This is a genomic window from Streptomyces sp. NPDC090106 (assembly GCF_044747265.1).
Classification (GTDB): domain Bacteria; phylum Actinomycetota; class Actinomycetes; order Streptomycetales; family Streptomycetaceae; genus Streptomyces.
The window spans coordinates 30707-45655 of sequence record NZ_JBIVDS010000017.1 but is presented as its reverse complement, the minus strand read 5'-3'; the positions used below and the strand labels follow the sequence as shown (position 1 = coordinate 45655).

The 14949-nt window shown below is 72.2% G+C and carries 18 protein-coding genes and 1 riboswitch; of the genes, 8 read left to right on the top strand and 10 right to left on the bottom strand.

The window, feature by feature from the left end; translation table 11 throughout:
* Window positions 1–76 precede the first annotated feature (76 nt).
* The 7 genes from ACIPSE_RS39915 to ACIPSE_RS39885 all read right to left on the bottom strand — a co-directional run bounded on the left by ACIPSE_RS39915 (window position 77) and on the right by ACIPSE_RS39885 (window position 5522).
* On the bottom strand, window positions 77–841 hold the full coding sequence (locus ACIPSE_RS39915; RefSeq protein ID WP_401673142.1) for an urease accessory protein UreD: 765 nt from the start codon (window positions 839–841) through the stop codon (window positions 77–79).
* Window positions 829–1506 (bottom strand): urease accessory protein UreG, encoded by a 678-nt coding sequence (gene ureG, locus ACIPSE_RS39910; RefSeq protein ID WP_401673140.1) that lies wholly within the window; start codon window positions 1504–1506, stop codon window positions 829–831. The genes ACIPSE_RS39915 and ureG overlap by 13 nt, the downstream gene beginning before the upstream one ends.
* A 266-nt stretch (window positions 1507–1772) precedes the next feature.
* Window positions 1773–2447, bottom strand: a complete 675-nt coding sequence (locus ACIPSE_RS39905; protein WP_401673137.1) for an urease accessory protein UreF — start codon at window positions 2445–2447, stop codon at window positions 1773–1775.
* Complete coding sequence (locus ACIPSE_RS39900) at window positions 2447–4168, bottom strand: urease subunit alpha (RefSeq protein ID WP_401673136.1); 1722 nt, start codon at window positions 4166–4168, stop codon at window positions 2447–2449. The genes ACIPSE_RS39905 and ACIPSE_RS39900 overlap by 1 nt, the downstream gene beginning before the upstream one ends.
* Window positions 4161–4472, bottom strand: a complete 312-nt coding sequence (locus ACIPSE_RS39895) for an urease subunit beta (protein ID WP_401673132.1) — start codon at window positions 4470–4472, stop codon at window positions 4161–4163. Before ACIPSE_RS39895 ends, ACIPSE_RS39900 begins: the two co-directional genes overlap by 8 nt.
* 10 nt (window positions 4473–4482) lie before the next feature.
* The gene (locus ACIPSE_RS39890) at window positions 4483–4785 is read right to left on the bottom strand and encodes an urease subunit gamma (RefSeq protein WP_010355509.1); all 303 of its coding nucleotides are present in this window, start codon (window positions 4783–4785) and stop codon (window positions 4483–4485) included.
* An 86-nt stretch (window positions 4786–4871) separates the two neighbouring features.
* A complete protein-coding gene (locus tag ACIPSE_RS39885; RefSeq protein WP_401673129.1) occupies window positions 4872–5522 on the bottom strand; it encodes a TetR/AcrR family transcriptional regulator in 651 nt (216 codons plus the stop codon).
* A gap of 200 nt (window positions 5523–5722) precedes the next feature.
* On the opposite strand from ACIPSE_RS39885, the gene ACIPSE_RS39880 reads away from it, so the two are divergent.
* Entirely contained in the window at window positions 5723–6721 is a 999-nt protein-coding gene (locus tag ACIPSE_RS39880) for an ABC transporter permease (RefSeq protein WP_401673126.1), read from the top strand.
* A 60-nt stretch (window positions 6722–6781) separates the two neighbouring features.
* On the opposite strand, the gene ACIPSE_RS39875 is transcribed toward ACIPSE_RS39880, so the two are convergent.
* A complete protein-coding gene (locus tag ACIPSE_RS39875; RefSeq protein WP_401673124.1) occupies window positions 6782–7069 on the bottom strand; it encodes a type II toxin-antitoxin system Phd/YefM family antitoxin in 288 nt (95 codons plus the stop codon).
* Window positions 7070–7132: 63 nt separating this feature from the next.
* Between ACIPSE_RS39875 and ACIPSE_RS39870 the strand changes: the two genes are divergently transcribed.
* The 3 genes from ACIPSE_RS39870 to ACIPSE_RS39860 all read left to right on the top strand — a co-directional run bounded on the left by ACIPSE_RS39870 (window position 7133) and on the right by ACIPSE_RS39860 (window position 9113).
* Entirely contained in the window at window positions 7133–7768 is a 636-nt protein-coding gene (locus ACIPSE_RS39870) for an ATP-dependent Clp protease proteolytic subunit (RefSeq protein WP_401673121.1), read from the top strand.
* Between the two features lie 6 nt (window positions 7769–7774).
* Window positions 7775–8083: a hypothetical protein gene (locus tag ACIPSE_RS39865; protein ID WP_401673119.1), complete on the top strand. Its 309-nt coding sequence runs from the start codon at window positions 7775–7777 to the stop codon at window positions 8081–8083.
* A gap of 341 nt (window positions 8084–8424) precedes the next feature.
* A riboswitch (cyclic di-AMP (ydaO/yuaA leader) is annotated at window positions 8425–8636 on the top strand.
* Window positions 8637–8639: 3 nt separating this feature from the next.
* Window positions 8640–9113: a C40 family peptidase gene (locus ACIPSE_RS39860; protein ID WP_401673117.1), complete on the top strand. Its 474-nt coding sequence runs from the start codon at window positions 8640–8642 to the stop codon at window positions 9111–9113.
* A 186-nt stretch (window positions 9114–9299) separates the two neighbouring features.
* On the opposite strand, the gene ACIPSE_RS39855 is transcribed toward ACIPSE_RS39860, so the two are convergent.
* Complete coding sequence (locus ACIPSE_RS39855; RefSeq protein ID WP_401673114.1) at window positions 9300–9758, bottom strand: ATP-binding protein; 459 nt, start codon at window positions 9756–9758, stop codon at window positions 9300–9302.
* Window positions 9759–9971: 213 nt separating this feature from the next.
* Between ACIPSE_RS39855 and ACIPSE_RS39850 the strand changes: the two genes are divergently transcribed.
* Window positions 9972–10859 (top strand): helix-turn-helix domain-containing protein, encoded by an 888-nt coding sequence (locus tag ACIPSE_RS39850; protein ID WP_401673111.1) that lies wholly within the window; start codon window positions 9972–9974, stop codon window positions 10857–10859.
* A gap of 9 nt (window positions 10860–10868) precedes the next feature.
* Window positions 10869–11090, top strand: a complete 222-nt coding sequence (locus ACIPSE_RS39845; protein WP_401673108.1) for a DUF397 domain-containing protein — start codon at window positions 10869–10871, stop codon at window positions 11088–11090.
* 60 nt (window positions 11091–11150) lie between these two features.
* Here ACIPSE_RS39845 and ACIPSE_RS39840 read toward each other — a convergent pair whose 3' ends face one another.
* Window positions 11151–12278, bottom strand: coding sequence for an 8-amino-7-oxononanoate synthase (locus ACIPSE_RS39840; protein ID WP_401673105.1), 1128 nt, complete (start codon window positions 12276–12278; stop codon window positions 11151–11153).
* Between the two features lie 147 nt (window positions 12279–12425).
* Here ACIPSE_RS39840 and bioB point away from each other — a divergent pair, with 147 nt between their 5' ends.
* Together bioB and ACIPSE_RS39830 are read left to right on the top strand one after the other, a co-directional pair.
* Window positions 12426–13658: a biotin synthase BioB gene (gene bioB / locus ACIPSE_RS39835; protein ID WP_401673103.1), complete on the top strand. Its 1233-nt coding sequence runs from the start codon at window positions 12426–12428 to the stop codon at window positions 13656–13658.
* On the top strand, window positions 13651–14928 hold the full coding sequence (locus tag ACIPSE_RS39830) for an adenosylmethionine--8-amino-7-oxononanoate transaminase (protein ID WP_401673100.1): 1278 nt from the start codon (window positions 13651–13653) through the stop codon (window positions 14926–14928). Before bioB ends, ACIPSE_RS39830 begins: the two co-directional genes overlap by 8 nt.
* The last annotated feature ends 21 nt before the right edge of the window (window positions 14929–14949 follow it).

Sequence of the window (14949 nt, the reverse complement as noted above, 5' to 3'; positions counted from 1 at the left end):
CTCTCGGCTGTGCGTTCCCTGAGAGAAGACCTGTCCGGCCTTCTTTGCCAATCCGATAACCGGATAGATCTGTTCGCTAGCCGAGGTCGGTGAGCGCGGCGTCCAGCAGCCTCCGCAGCCGCAGCGCGTCCGGCGCCACGGCGGTGACGAGCGCGGCGGGACCGGCGAGCGGCATCAGCGCGGCCCCGTCGCCGAGCATCCGCGCCGCGACGGGCCGCTCGGCGAACTCAGGCCGTACGACGACGAGTTGCCCGACAGCCCGATGACCGCCGAGCACTGCGGGCCCGTCCCAGCCGCCCGGCGCCCCGGGCCCGCAGGACAGCTCCTGGTCCAGGACGACCCGCCCGCCGACCCTCACCACGAGCCGGCTGCCGAGCCGGCCCGGCTCCTCCCCGGCCCGCCCGAGCACCTGCTCCTCGCGCAGCACGAGGCGCCCCTCGGCGCCCACGTCGGCATGGGTGGTGACGGCCAGATCGCTCCCCGCGACGGAGATCAACTGCTCCGGAAGCCAGAGGAGTTCGGCCCCGTCGGCGACGGTCAGCCGCACGTCGTAGCGGGCGCCGTCCTTGTGCTGCCCGGGCAGGGCGATGGTCGCGGCGGCCGACCCGACGTGCAGCCGGGCCCTCTCGGTCACCTCGGCCTCGACGGTGAAGTGGTCCCCGCCGAGCGGCCCGCTCATCGCGCCGACGAGCATGACCCGCGCCCGGTCGCCGCTGCCCCGGGTCCGGCGCAGCGCGAGCGGTCCCTCGCCCTCCAGGACGGGCAGCGCGGTGCCGCCGCGCCCGTCGGACCGGGCGCCGAGCCGCGCGGTCGCCCGGACCCCGGTGCTCACGCCGTCCACGCGGCGATCCGCTCCCGCACCCACGCGGCCACGTCGGCGACACCGGCCTCGCTCCTGAGCGACTGGAACACGACCGGCAGTTCGGCCCGCTGCGCCTTGGCGTCGGCGGCCATGCGCGCGAGATCGGAGCCGACGTACGGGGCGAGGTCGGTCTTGTTGACGACGAGCAGGTCGGCCGTGGTCACACCGGGGCCGCCCTTGCGCGGGATGTCGTCCCCGCCGGCCACGTCGATGACGAAGATCTGCGCGTCGACGAGCCCCTTGGAGAAGGTGGCGGTCAGGTTGTCCCCGCCGCTCTCGACGAGCACGAGGTCCAGCGGCCCGACCTCGTCCTCCAGATCCTCGACGGCTTCGAGGTTGGCGGAGATGTCGTCCCGGATGGCGGTGTGCGGGCAGGCTCCCGTCTCCACGGCGGTGATCCGCTCCGGCGGCAGCACGGCCTCCCGGAGCAGGAACTCGGCGTCCTCGCGGGTGTAGATGTCGTTGGTGACGACGGCCAGCGACAACTCGTCCCGCAGCAGCCGGCACAGCGCGGCCACGGTAGCGGTCTTCCCCGACCCGACGGGCCCTCCGAGCCCGATCCGGAACGCCCGACGTCGCCCGTCAGGACGACGAGCGTCGGCGCTGACGGCGACGGGGCCGTGGTGGGAGTGGTCAAGATGCATGATTACGGCTCCTAACGAGCATCGGCCTGGTCTTTCTTCCAGCCCGTCCGGCGTCGCATGGACATCGGTCTGATCTTTCTTTCAGCCGGTGCGGCGTCGCAGGGACATCGGCCCTGTCCTTCTTCCAGCCCGTCCGGCGTTTGAGGACGAGGCCCTTTCGGGGCCGATGGGGGGTCCAGGGGGCGGAGCCCCCGGGTCGGGGCGGGGTCGAAGGGGCGGCAGCCCCTGGTGAAGGGAACGGGTAGGGGCGGCGGGGGCGAGACACCTCACGAGGCGAACAACCGCGCCCCCCAGCCCGCATGCCCCTCCGCGAACACCTCCAGCAGCGGAGCGGAGGCCGCGGGCACCGCGTCGACGCCCGCGTCCACCACGCCCCGCGCCGCCTCCACCGCGAGGTCCGCGACCCGGTCCATCTCCCCCGCCAACCGGGCCAGCACCCCGCTCGCGTCGAACGGGTCGAGACTCAGCAGCCGCACGGTCGCCGACGCGGGCCCGCTCACGCACTCGTACACCGCGCAGTACGCCGCGTCGACGGCAGCCAGCCCGGCGGCCCGAGCGGCCAGCCCCAGCACCACCGGCTGATGCGCGCCCTTGGGGAACTCGGCCGCGAGAGCGTCGAGTTCACCCGACGGCCACGTCGCCCGAGCGGCCCGGGTCAACTGCCGCCCCAGCTTCCGCGAAGCACCCCGCAGCGCGGGCGACGGCGTACGGGCGTCGACGGCGGTGTCCAACTCCACGGGATCGACACCGAGTACGGCAGCGGCGGCGACGGACGCGGACACCAGACCGGCGGTGTGCAGCCGCCCCCGGCAGAAGTCCTCCAGCTCCGCCGCCCCGGAGATCAGCCCGGCCTTGACCGCCGCCTCGGCCCCACCGGAGTGCGCGTGACCTCCGGCGGGGAAGCGCCCGTCGGCGAGGACGAGCAGTGCCGCCCTGGACATCAGAAGAGGAAGTAACGCTGGGCGAGGGGCAGTTCGGCGGCCGGAGCGGCCTCCACCAGCTCCCCGTCGATGTGCACGGCGAAACTGTCGGGGTCGACCCGTACCTCGGGCCGCGCGTCGTTCTCGCGCATGTCGGCCTTGGTGACCCCGCGCGTCGACTCGATCGCCACGAACCGCTTGCCGAGCTGGAGCCGCTCCGGCAGCCCGTCCTCGATCGCCAGCGGGGCGACGAAGTTGAAGGAGTTCGAGGCGGGCGCACGGCCGATCGCGCCGTACATCGGCCGGGGCAGGATGGGCTGCGGCGTCGGGATGGAGGCGTTCGCGTCGCCCATCTGCGCGTAGGCGATCTGCCCGCCCTTGACGACGAGATGGGGCTTGACCCCGAAGAACGCGGGCTCCCAGAGCACGAGGTCGGCGAGCTTGCCGGTCTCGACGGAGCCGATCTCCCGGGCCAGGCCCTGGGCGATCGCCGGGTTGATCGTGTACTTGGCGACGTACCGCCGCACCCGGTGGTTGTCCGCGCGGCCGTCGCCGGGCAGGGCGCCCCGGCGGCGCTTCATCACGTGGGCGGTCTGCCAGGTCCGCATGACGACCTCGCCGACGCGGCCCATGGCCTGGGCGTCGGAGGAGATGATCGAGATGGCGCCGAGGTCGTGGAGGATGTCCTCCGCGCCGATGGTCGTCGGCCGGATACGGGACTCGGCGAACGCGAGGTCCTCCGGGACGGCCGGGTTGAGGTGATGGCAGACCATCAGCATGTCGAGGTGTTCCTCGGCGGTGTTGACGGTGAACGGCCGCGTCGGGTTGGTCGAGCTCGGCAGCACGTGCGGCTGCGAGACGACGGTCATGATGTCGGGTGCGTGCCCGCCGCCCGCGCCCTCGGTGTGGTACGCGTGGATGCCGCGTCCGCCGATCGCCGCGAGGGTGTCGCCGACGAACCCGGCCTCGTTCAGGGTGTCGGTGTGGATGGCGACCTGGATGCCGGTCTGCTCGGCGACGGTCAGCGAGGCGTCGATGACGGCGGGCGTGGAGCCCCAGTCCTCGTGCAGCTTCAGGCCGAGCGCGCCGCCCCGGATCTGGGACAGCATCGCCTCGTGGGACATGGTGTTGCCCTTGCCGAGGAAGCCGATGTTGAGCGGGTACTGCTCCATCGCCTCCAGCATCCGGGCGAGGTGCCAGGGGCCCGGCGTCACGGTGGTCGCCTTCGAGCCCTCGGCGGGTCCCGTGCCGCCGCCGACCAGGGTGGTGACGCCGGAGGCCAGGGCCTCGTCGGCGATCTGCGGGCAGATGAAGTGGACGTGGGCGTCGACGGCCCCGGCGGTCAGGATGCGTCCGTTGCCCGCGATGACCTCGGTCTCGGGGCCGATGACCAGGTCCGGGTGGACCCCGTCCATGGTGTCGGGGTTGCCGGCCTTGCCGATGCCGGTGATCCGGCCGTCACGGATGCCGACGTCCGCCTTGACGATGCCCCAGTGGTCGATGACGACGGCGCCGGTGATGACGGTGTCCGGGGTGCCCTCCGCGCGGGTGGCGCGGGACTGACCCATGGACTCGCGGATGACCTTGCCGCCGCCGAACACGGCTTCCTGGCCGGCGAGTCCGGGCCCGCCGCTGCGGTCCTCCTCGATCTCGACGATCAGGTCGGTGTCGGCGAGCCGGATGCGGTCACCGGTGGTCGGGCCGAACAGGTCGGCGTACGCGGCACGCGAGATCTCAGGCATCGAGGGCACCTCCGGTCTCCCCGCGCAGCCCCGGCACCACACGGGCGCCGGCGAGCGGGACGAGTTCGACGTCGACGGGGATCCCGGGCTCGAAGCGGACGGCGGTGCCCGCGGCGATGTTGAGCCGCTTGCCGCGCGCGGCGGCACGGTCGAACTCCAGGCCGGGGTTGGCCTCGGCGAAGTGGTAGTGGGAGCCGACCTGGACGGGCCGGTCGGCGGCGTTGAGGACGGTCAGCGCGGTGACCTCGGCGCCCTCGTTGTACACGATCGGGTCCTCGGCGAAGAGGATCTCGCCCGGAATCATCGCGGCCCCCTCAGACGATCGGGTCGTGGACGGTGACGAGCTTGGTGCCGTCCGGGAAGGTGGCCTCGACCTGGACGTCGTGGATCATCTCGGGGATGCCTTCCATGACGTCGTCCCGCGTGAGCAACTTGCGCCCAGAAGCCATGAGTTCGGCGACCGTACGGCCGTCACGCGCGCCTTCCAGGATGTGCGACGTGATGAGCGCGACCGCCTCGGGGTGGTTGAGCTTCAGCCCGCGGGCCCGGCGCTTCTCGGCGACGTCGGCGGCCACATGGATCAGCAGCCTCTCTTGCTCGTGCGGGGTCAGTTGCACGTCCCACCTCACAGTCCTCGCTCCGGACCGTGCGGGGTCCGGTGGCCTCCACCGCAGGGCAAAGTCCCTGGTGGCGTGCCGGAAGGCTAGTTGGGCGGGGTTTCAGGCACGTTAACCGAGCTGTGATCCGGCACGCTCATCAACGCCCGTAGACCGTCGCCGAGGACGTCGGTCGACGCGGACCCGAACAGGGCCTGCTGCGCGAGGAAGCCCATCGCGGACCCCATCAGCGTGCGGGCCACATGCTCCGGGGGGACGTCCGGCCGCATCGTCCCGGCGTCCTGGTAGGACTCGACGATCCGCTGCCAGGCGTCGCGCACGGCGCCGTAGCCCTCGGCCAGCAGGGCCGCGAGTTCGGCGTTGCGCAGCGTCTCGGCCCAGACCTGGATGACCAGGCGCGGGAAGGCGGGCCGCCCGTCCACCGTCAGGGACGCCTTGCTGGCGAGGACCTGGTCGAGGACCGAGGCGACCAGGACGTCAGGCGGCGGGGACGGGGTGCTGCGGGCGCCCTCCTCGAACCCCTGGTGGACCTGGCCCAGCACCTCGGCGACGATCGCGGCGATCAGCTCGTCCTTGCCGCTGAAGTAGCGGTAGACCGCCCCGGCCGACAGGTCGACCTCCTTCAGGACGTCCTGCATGGACGTGGCGTGGAAGCCGTTGCGGGCGAAGCAGATCGCGGCGCCGTCGAGGATCTGCCGGCGACGGGCGTCGAGGTGTTCCTGGGTTACGCGGGCCATGGCCGTAAATCTAAAACGAACGTTCCTTCTTGACAAGGACCCGGGGTGGCGGGACGGTGGAGCCACCCGCAAAAACGAACGATCATTCTTTTTAGCGACCCGCACTCCCCCTCCATCCCTGCCCCTCATGCCCAACCCGCCTCTTTCGCCCCACCCGCCCCCCACCTCCCACACACCTCGGACAGAGAAAGGGACAGCCCATGTCCTCCGCCGCCGCCCTCACCGGGAACACCCGCCGCATGCTCGCGGTCGTCGTGCTCGTCCCGGTCCTCACGGCGCTCGCGCTCTGGGCCTTCGCCTGGCCCGCGGCCCGCACCGCCCCTCGCGACCTGCCGCTCGGCGTGGCCGGACCGGCCGCCGCGACCGCGCAGGTGGAACGGGAACTGGCCGAACACGAGGGCGCCTTCGAGATCCACCGCTACGCCGACGAGGCCGCCGCGCGGGCCGCCGTCAAGGACCGGACCGTCTACGGGGCGGTCGTGGTCACCGCTGACGGCCCCGAGCTGCTGACCGCGTCGGCCGCGAGCCCGGTGGTCGCGCAACTGCTCCAGCAGGCGGCGGCCGGCGACGGGCGGACGAGGACGGTCGACGTGGTCGCGGCCCCGGCGTCCGACCCGCGCGGCGCCGCTCTCACCGCCGGTGTGCTGCCGCTCGCCCTCGCGGGCCTCGCGGCGGGCGCGATGGTGACGCTGGGCGGACTGCGCGGGACCCGTGCGGCGGCGGCCCTGCTCGGCGCCTCCGCGCTGGTCGGACTGGTCGGGGCCGGGATCGCGGACACCTGGCTCGGCGTGATCGCGGGCAACTGGTGGGCGGAGGCAGGGGTGTTCGCGCTGACGACGCTCTCCGTCAGCGGCGCCGCCGCCGGTCTCGCCGCGCTCGTCGGTACGGCCGGCACGGGCATCGTCGCGGCGGCGGTGATGCTGGTCGGCAACCCGTTCTCCGGCGCGGCCTCCGCGCCCCGGATGCTGCCCGAGCCGGCCGGCACCATCGGCCAGTGGCTGCCGCCGGGGGCCGGTACGACCCTGATGCGCTCGGTCGCCTACTTCGACGGCGCCGCCGCCCTCGGCCCGGCGCTCACCCTCACCTGGTGGGCGGCCCTGGGCCTGGGCGCCGTCCTGCTGGGCAAGGTCCTCAAGGAGCGCCGCAGGACACCCGTGCCGACGCCCGCGCGCAAGCCGGAGCCGGAGCCGGTCGGCTGACGGACCCGCGCCCCCGGACACCTGACGCCGGAGGGGACGACCGCCCCAGGGGCCGTGGCCTTACGAGGCCCCGGCCCCCCGGCGATGCGCGGTGACGCCGAACCGCTGCTGCTCCCGCGCGGGCGCGGCCACCTCACGGACGGTCGACACGGCGGCGATCACCTGTTCCTCGACGGATTCCACCGGCTCGGGCGACGCCTCCAGCCGTTCGAGGTCGGCGGCCGAGACCAGGGCGACGAGCGGCTTGCCGTGGCGCGTGACAACGACGCGCTCACCCCCGTACACGACGCGGTTGATCAGGTCGGCGAGTTCAGCCCTGGCTTGCGTCACCGGAATCTCGTAGGCCATGAACCCATTCTAACGTCACGTACGTCCTGTACATTTTTTACCGACGTCGAAGGAGGGGTACCCATGGTCCGACCGTCCGCCCGTCAGATCCCGCCCGGATTCTCCGAACGCACCGGTTCCGGGGGCAGGACGTTCGATCCGTACGCGAAGCTGCTGGACGAGCGGATCCTGATGCTCGGGACACCGCTCGACGACGCCACGGCGAACGACGTGGTCGCCCGGCTCATGCACCTTGGACACCGGGCCCCCGACCGGGACATCTCGCTGTACGTCAACTCCCCCGGCGGCTCGTTCCGCGCGATGTCGGCCGTCCACGACGCGATGCGGTACGTCGGTTGCGACGTGGAGACGGTCTGTCTGGGGCAGGCCACCTCGACGGCGGCGGTGCTGCTCGCGGCCGGCACCCCCGGCAAGCGGTTCGCGCTGCCCGGGGCTCTGATGGTCCTCCAGCAGCCCACGCTGTCCGGGCCGATGGAGGGACGGGTCTCCGATGCGGCCACCCGAGCGCGGGAGTTGACGCGCGAGCGGGACCGCCTGGAGGAGATGCTCGCCCGGCACACCGGGCGCGACCGGGACCGGGTCCGGGCCGACATCGAGCGGGACCTGGTCCTCGACGCGCAGGGGGCCCTGGAGTACGGACTGGTGGACGCCGTGATCCCCCACCGCCGGGCCACCCGCCCCGCGCCCGGGGACCGGTGAGGGGCGGTGCTCCCGGAGGAGCTGCCGCCGCTGCCCGCGCTGACGCGCGCCGAGGGTGAGCTGATCGACCGTTATCTGGACGTGGTCGATCTGCTCGGCCGGATCAACCCGGCGGTCGACGGGGACACCTACCGCGGGCTGCGCGCGGCGCAGGCGCTGGTCGCCAAGGCGGCCGAACTGCGGGACGCGCTGGCGCTGATGCACCAGCGGGGTGAGACGCACCTGCACGCGGCGACTCTCGCGCGGGCGCTGCGCGTCCTGGACGGAGAGCGCCGCACGCTCCGGGTGACCCTCCCTCCGCGCTCCGACGGCTGACGCGGCCGGCCGGGCCCCGGGGCGTGGCCGGGCCTGTCGCCGGGCCGTCCGGAACCCCCTTCAAACGGACCGAAAGACGTACCCCCTGTTGGAGTAGACACCGGTCGTCCCAGGGGGCCTTCGGGGTTGCGCAACACACCTCCCCCGGACCCGGAAGCATCCGCTCCGCCGCTGGTCCGGGGCTCCTCAGGACCCTCGACGCTCCCTCGAACAGACGAGTGTCCACCCGAACGGGTGAGTGGTGAGTAAGAACACAAATCCCCGATTCCATTGGGTTTTTCGGACTTCGGTGCGTGAAGATCCCTGTCTGACGACAAGCCCCCGCCACAGCGGCGGGGCGGTCCGGGCGGACGCCGAGTCCTGCCGCCGCCCGGATGACCGGTCGACAGGAGTGGATCGGCAGGAGTGGAGGACCCGAGCAAGATGGGTCGCCGGCACGGTCACGCCATGACCGGGTCGAGCAGCCCTTGGGGTGAAGCCGCGTCAGCGGCCGGGCAACTTCGCCAGCCCGAATCCGACAGGTCATCCTTCACAGGCGGCTGACGAAGGGTTGCGCATGACTGCGCTCAATCGTGTCCCGTCGCTGATGGCCCGAGCCGGTACGGCCTCGGCCCTCACCATCGCCGCAGTGGGCGGCTCCATCGTGGTCCCGGGTCTGGCGTCCGACGCCGAGGCCGCGACCACGGCGACGAAGGCACTTCAGGTCGCGGCGTCCAAGAAGGGTTCCCCGTACAAGTACGGGGCCGTGGGTCCGAAGCGGTTCGACTGCTCGGGGCTGACGCTCTACTCGTACAAGAAGGCGGGCAAGACCCTGCCGCGTACGGCGGCCCAGCAGTACAACAAGACCCGCCACATCTCCTCCGGGAACCGCAAGGCCGGGGACCTCGTGTTCTTCCACTCGGGGTCGAACGTGTACCACGTCGGCATCTACGCCGGGAAGGGGAAGATCTGGCACTCCCCGAAGACCGGGGAGGTCGTGAAGCTCCAGAAGATCTGGACGAAGAGCGTCTGGTACGGCCGGGTCAAGTGACCCACCTCGCGGGGGCGACGGCGACCTGACCCGCCGTCGCCCCCGCGAGGGCTCCGCACGGCGCTCGGCGCCGACAGCGACGCCCGGGGCGGTGCGGGAGCCCCTACGGCGTCCGCGGAGCGTGTACGGCGCGTCCGCGCCGGTGCGCGCGCACCGCCTGTGCATGCCCACCCTAGGTCCCGGGATCTACGGCTCCTGCTGCCCGCCCGCGGTGACCGGCTGCGCCGGTACCGTCCAGGGGAGTTCGATGGACACCGTCTTGCCCCCCTCGCGGGTGGGCCGGACTCTGAGTTTTCCGCCGCATTCCGCGGTGAGCCAGCGGATGATCACCATGCCCCGCCCGTTGTCCTGCTGCACGGCGGCGGGCAGCCGCTTGGGGAAACGCGGGTGGCTGTCGGTCACCCCGAGGAGCAGTTGTTCGTCACGGTCGAGCCGGAGGTCCACCGTGAAGGTGGGTGACTGGCCGAAGGTGTGCTGTACGGCGTTGGTGGCGAGTTCGGAGACGATGAGCCGGATCGTCTCCGCCGCTTCGGTGTCCGCCGGCAGGCCCCATTCCGCGAGAGTGCTCAGGACATGGGCGCGGGCCGCGGAGACCGAGGCGGGATCGCTCGGCAGAGTGACGGATGATTCCAGATGGTCTGCCATGGCGACGTCGTCCCTTTCCCACGGGACCACAGCCCGACACGGAGCGGATGGTTCGAGTACGGTCCCGGACTGGTGCTTCTTCGCCAGAGTGCCACTACCAGCCCCGGTACGGTGCCGATCCACCAAGATATGCATATATCTGTCGCTCGAAGCGGTGAACTCTGCGACGGAAGACCGTATTTGGGCGCCCCGTAAGGAGTAAGGAGTAGGCCCATGCAGCACGGTCCCGCGGTACGCCGCCGGAAACTCGGCGCCGAACTGCGTGCCTTGCGCACCGGTGCGGGGCTCACCAGTGGTGAGGCGGCCCGGCTGGTGGGCTGGCACCAGTCCAAGGTCAGCCGTATCGAGACGGGCGCGAGCGGGGTGAAACCGGCCGATGTGCGGTTACTGCTCGACGCCTACGCCGTGGGGGACGGCCAGCTACGGGAGTTGCTCCTGGTGTTGGCGGGATCCGACGAGGGCGGCGGCCGTCACCACTGGTGGCACGCCTACCGCGGGGTCCTGCCGCCGACGTACCGGGATTTCATCAGCCTGGAGTCGCAGGCCGGCGCGATGCGGACGCTGGAGACCTCCGTGGTGCCGGGGCTGCTCCAGACGCCGGAGTACGCGCGGGCGGTGACCCGGGCCGCGATGGGCGGGGCGGACGGGACGGTCGAGGACCGGGACGGCCTGGAGGAGCGGCTGGACGCACTGGTGGAGGTGCGCATCGCCCGCCAGGACGTCCTGCGGGGCGATCCGCCGCTGGAGCTGAGCGCGGTGCTGGACGAGGGCGTGCTGCGCCGGGAGATCGGCGGACCCGAGGTGATGGCGGCGCAGTTGCGGCGGCTGGAGGAGGCGGCCCGGCTTCCCCAAGTACGGCTCCAGGTGCTGCCGTTCGCCGCAGGAGCGCACATCGGCATCACCGGCCCTTTCGTAATCTTCTCTTTTTCGCGCACTTCTGATCTGGACGTGGTTGTTCTCGACCACTTGACGAGTAGCCTCTACCTGGAGCGGAAAGAAGACCTCCGGGCCTATACAGAGGCCTTCAACACCCTTCAGATCCACGCCCTTTCACCCGAGGACTCGTTGGATTACATCGCCGGGATAGGTGACGGCGTGTAGGGAGGCACCATGACAGCACTGCCTCGGAACGTTCCTTCAAGTAGCGAAGTGCCTGGTGGGCCGTGGTTGCGCAGCAGCTACAGCACCGGAGCCAACAACTGTGTCGAGACGGCCCGGCCGGACGCCGGACCGAGGGCGGGGCACGTCGCCGTCCGCGACTCCAAGAACCCGGCCGGACCCGCGCTGCTCTTCTCCCCCGAGAGCTGGGCGGGCTTCACGGCCGCGTTCTGATCATTTCCGATCACTTCTGATCAGTGCCATCCCCCTGGCACACGGCCGTGTCACGCCGACTCATGGTCGTGTTGCGACGATCACCTGTACAGCGCGTTCGATCTGCGCCCCGGAGAGGTCCGCGCGGGCGGTCAGCCTGAGCCGTGAGATGCCGTCGGGTACGGAAGGAGGACGGAAGCAGCCGACGGCGAGCCCTGCCGTCCGGCAGTCCGCGGCCCAGCGCACGGCCCCCTCCGGGGACGGCGCGCGCACCGACACCACCGCGGCGTCCGGCCGTACCGCCTCCAGGCCCGCGGCGGTCAGGCGTGCGTGCAGTCCGGCGGCGACCTCACGCGCGCGCGTGGCGCGTTCGGGCTCGCGGCGCAGCAGCCGCAGGGCCGCGAGGGCCGAGCCCGCCGCCGCGGGGGCGAGACCGGTGTCGAAGATGAAGGTCCGCGCCGCGTTCACGAGATGCTCGACGACCCGGGCCGGGCCGAGCACCGCACCGCCCTGGGCGCCCAGCGACTTGGACAGGGTGACCGTCACGACGACGTCGTCGGCGCCCGCGAGACCCGCCGCGTGCGGCGCGCCCCGCCCGCCGTCGCCGAGGACGCCGAGGCCGTGGGCGTCGTCGACCACCAGGCCCGCGCCGCGCTCCCGGCACGCCGCCGCGTAGGCGCCCAGCGGGGCGGCGTCGCCGTCGACCGAGAAGACCGTGTCCGAGACGACGACGGCGGGACCGTCGTGCGTCCGCAGCGCCTTGCGCACGGCGTCCGGCTCGCCGTGGGCGACGACCTGGGTGGTGCCGCGGGCCAGCCGGCAGCCGTCGATCAGGGAGGCGTGGTTGCCCGCGTCGGAGACGATCAGCGAGCCGTGCGGGGCCAGCGCGGTGACCGCGGCAAGGTTGGCGGCGTAGCCGGAGGAGAAGACGAGCGCCGCCTCGACACCACAGAAATCGGCCAGTTCCCGCTCCAGCTCCGCATGAAGCTCGGTCGTGCCGGTCACGAGCCTGGATCCGGTCGCGCCGCCGCCCCAGTCGCGCGCGGCGCGGGCGGCGCCCTCGGTCACCTCCGGGTGCCGGGCCAGGCCCAGGTAGTCGTTGCTCGCGAGGTCGAGGAGCGGGGAGTCGGCCGGGCGGGGGCGCAGGGTCCGTACGAGCCCGGCCTCGCGGCGCTGCCGCGCCTGCTCGTCGATCCAGCCGAACGCCATGGGTCCTCCGCGGGTTTTGTAGGCAACGAACAGACACTAGTGGGATGGTCACTCCCCCACTGTGTGGCAATACCCACACAGTGAAGAGACGCTGTTGTACGAACTCTCCTTGGCCACGGACCGCTCCTTAGGACAGGATCAGCTCTCATGGACCTGCTGAACACGCTGGTGGACAAGGGGCTTCGGCGCGAGCTGCCGACCCGCGAGGAAGCACTCGCCGTCCTCGCCACTTCCGACGACGACCTGCTCGATGTGGTGGCCGCGGCCGGCAAGGTGCGCCGGCAGTGGTTCGGACGACGGGTGAAACTGAACTACCTCGTCAACCTCAAGTCCGGCTTGTGCCCCGAGGACTGCTCGTACTGCTCGCAGCGGCTGGGCTCCGAGGCCGGCATCCTCAAGTACACCTGGCTCAAACCCGACCAGGCCTCCGAGGCCGCCGCGGCCGGGCTCGCGGGCGGCGCCAAGCGGGTCTGCCTGGTGGCGAGCGGCCGGGGTCCGACGGACCGGGACGTGGACCGGGTCGCGGGCACCATCAAGGCGATCAAGGACCAGAACGAGGGCGTCGAGGTGTGCGCCTGCCTCGGTCTGCTCTCCGACGGCCAGGCCGAGCGGCTGCGCGAGGCGGGCGCCGACGCCTACAACCACAACCTCAACACGTCCGAGGCGACGTACGGCGACATCACGACGACGCACACCTACGCGGACCGCGTCGACACCGTGCAGAAGGCGCACGCGGCGGGTCTGTCGGCCTGCTCGGGTCTGATCGCCGGCATGGGCGAGTCGGACGAGGACCTGGTCGACGTGGTGTTCTCTCTGCGTGAGCTGGACCCGGACTCGGTGCCGGTGAACTTCCTGATCCCCTTCGAGGGCACCCCGCTGGCCAAGGAGTGGAACCTCACCCCGCAGCGCTGTCTGCGCATCCTGGCCATGGTCCGGTTCGTCTGCCCCGACGTCGAGGTGCGGATCGCGGGCGGCCGTGAGGTCCATCTGCGCACCCAGCAGCCGCTCGCGCTGCACCTGGCCAACTCGATCTTCCTCGGCGACTACCTCACCTCCGAGGGCCAGGCGGGCAAGGCCGACCTGGAGATGATCGCCGACGCCGGGTTCGAGGTGGAGGGCGCGGGCGAGGTGACGCTGCCGGAGCACCGGGCGCACGCCACGGGCGGCGCGTGCGGGTCCCACGCCGAGGCGGGCGGCGGCTGCGGCTCGCACGCGGAGACCGGCGGAGGCTGCGGATCGCACGAGGGCGCGGGCTGCGGGTCGGTGTGCGGTTCCGCCGCGCAGGCGCCCGCCGCCGCGCAGGAGGCGAACGAGCCGCGGACCGACCTGGTCGCCGTACGCCGTCGAGGCGCCGGAACGGATCTCGCGCCCAATGCCTGACCTGTCCGTGCCCGAATTGCTCGAGCTGGACCGGCGGCACGTGTGGCACCCCTACGGGCCGATGCCGGGCCGGGTGGACCCGCTCGTCGTGGAGTCGGCGAGCGGGGTGCGGCTGCGGACCTCGGCCGGGGAACTGGTCGACGGCATGTCGTCCTGGTGGTCGGCGATCCACGGCTACAACCATCCGGTGCTGAACGAGGCGGCGCGCGAGCAGGTCGGCCGGATGAGCCACGTCATGTTCGGCGGGCTCACGCACGAGCCCGCCGTACGGCTGGCGAAGCACCTTGTCGACATGTCGCCCGAGGGCCTTGAGCACGTCTTCCTCGCCGACTCCGGGTCGGTGTCGGTCGAGGTCGCGGTGAAGATGTGCCTGCAGTACTGGCGCTCGCTCGGCCGCCCCGCCAAGCAGCGGCTGCTGACGTGGCGCGGCGGGTACCACGGCGACACCTGGCAGCCGATGTCGGTGTGCGACCCCGAGGGCGGGATGCACGACCTGTGGACCGGAGTGCTCCCGCGCCAGGTCTTCGCGGACGCGCCCCCGGCCGAGTTCGAGGAAGCGTACGCCGGGCGGCTGCGCGATCTGATCGAGCGGCACGCCGGTGAGCTGGCCGCGGTGATCGTCGAGCCGGTGGTGCAGGGCGCGGGCGGGATGCGGTTCCACTCCCCCGCGTATCTGCGGGTGCTGCGGGAGGCGTGCGACGCGCACGACGTGCTGCTGGTGTTCGACGAGATCGCGACCGGGTTCGGCCGCACGGGCGCGCTGTTCGCGGCGGACCACGCGGCGGTCGTCCCGGACGTGATGTGCGTGGGCAAGGCGCTGACCGGCGGGTACCTGACCATGGCGGCGACGCTGTGCACGTCCCGGGTCGCGGACGGCATCTCGCGCGGCGAGGTGCCGGTGCTGGCGCACGGGCCGACGTTCATGGGCAACCCGCTCGCCGCCGCCGTCGCCTGCGCCTCGGTCGAACTGCTCCTGGGCCAGGACTGGCACAGCGAGGTGAAGCGGATCGAGACGGGGCTGAGGGACGGGCTCGCGCCCGCGCGGGACCTGCCCGGCGTCCGGGACGTCCGGGTGCTCGGCGCCATCGGCGTGGTCCAGCTCGACCGTCCCGTGGACATGGCGGCGGCGACGGACGCGGCGGTCCGCGAGGGCGTGTGGCTGCGCCCGTTCCGCGATCTCGTCTACACGATGCCGCCGTACGTCACCGGCGACGACGATCTGGAGCGCATCACGCGCGCGGTGTGCGCCGCGGCGGCGGCAGAAGGCTGATGAGCTCAGGAGCTCAAGGGC

Coding starts and splice junctions, on each gene's coding strand:
- ureG (WP_401673140.1), bottom strand. CDS start 1,506: ATGCATCTTGACCACTCCCACCACGGCCCCGTCGCCGTCAGCGCCGAC.
- ACIPSE_RS39905 (WP_401673137.1), bottom strand. CDS start 2,447: ATGTCCAGGGCGGCACTGCTCGTCCTCGCCGACGGGCGCTTCCCCGCC.
- ACIPSE_RS39900 (WP_401673136.1), bottom strand. CDS start 4,168: ATGCCTGAGATCTCGCGTGCCGCGTACGCCGACCTGTTCGGCCCGACC.
- ACIPSE_RS39895 (WP_401673132.1), bottom strand. CDS start 4,472: ATGATTCCGGGCGAGATCCTCTTCGCCGAGGACCCGATCGTGTACAAC.
- ACIPSE_RS39885 (WP_401673129.1), bottom strand. CDS start 5,522: ATGGCCCGCGTAACCCAGGAACACCTCGACGCCCGTCGCCGGCAGATC.
- ACIPSE_RS39880 (WP_401673126.1), top strand. CDS start 5,723: ATGTCCTCCGCCGCCGCCCTCACCGGGAACACCCGCCGCATGCTCGCG.
- ACIPSE_RS39875 (WP_401673124.1), bottom strand. CDS start 7,069: ATGGCCTACGAGATTCCGGTGACGCAAGCCAGGGCTGAACTCGCCGAC.
- ACIPSE_RS39870 (WP_401673121.1), top strand. CDS start 7,133: ATGGTCCGACCGTCCGCCCGTCAGATCCCGCCCGGATTCTCCGAACGC.
- ACIPSE_RS39860 (WP_401673117.1), top strand. CDS start 8,640: ATGACTGCGCTCAATCGTGTCCCGTCGCTGATGGCCCGAGCCGGTACG.
- ACIPSE_RS39855 (WP_401673114.1), bottom strand. CDS start 9,758: ATGGCAGACCATCTGGAATCATCCGTCACTCTGCCGAGCGATCCCGCC.
- ACIPSE_RS39850 (WP_401673111.1), top strand. CDS start 9,972: ATGCAGCACGGTCCCGCGGTACGCCGCCGGAAACTCGGCGCCGAACTG.
- ACIPSE_RS39845 (WP_401673108.1), top strand. CDS start 10,869: ATGACAGCACTGCCTCGGAACGTTCCTTCAAGTAGCGAAGTGCCTGGT.
- ACIPSE_RS39840 (WP_401673105.1), bottom strand. CDS start 12,278: ATGGCGTTCGGCTGGATCGACGAGCAGGCGCGGCAGCGCCGCGAGGCC.
- bioB (WP_401673103.1), top strand. CDS start 12,426: ATGGACCTGCTGAACACGCTGGTGGACAAGGGGCTTCGGCGCGAGCTG.
- ACIPSE_RS39830 (WP_401673100.1), top strand. CDS start 13,651: ATGCCTGACCTGTCCGTGCCCGAATTGCTCGAGCTGGACCGGCGGCAC.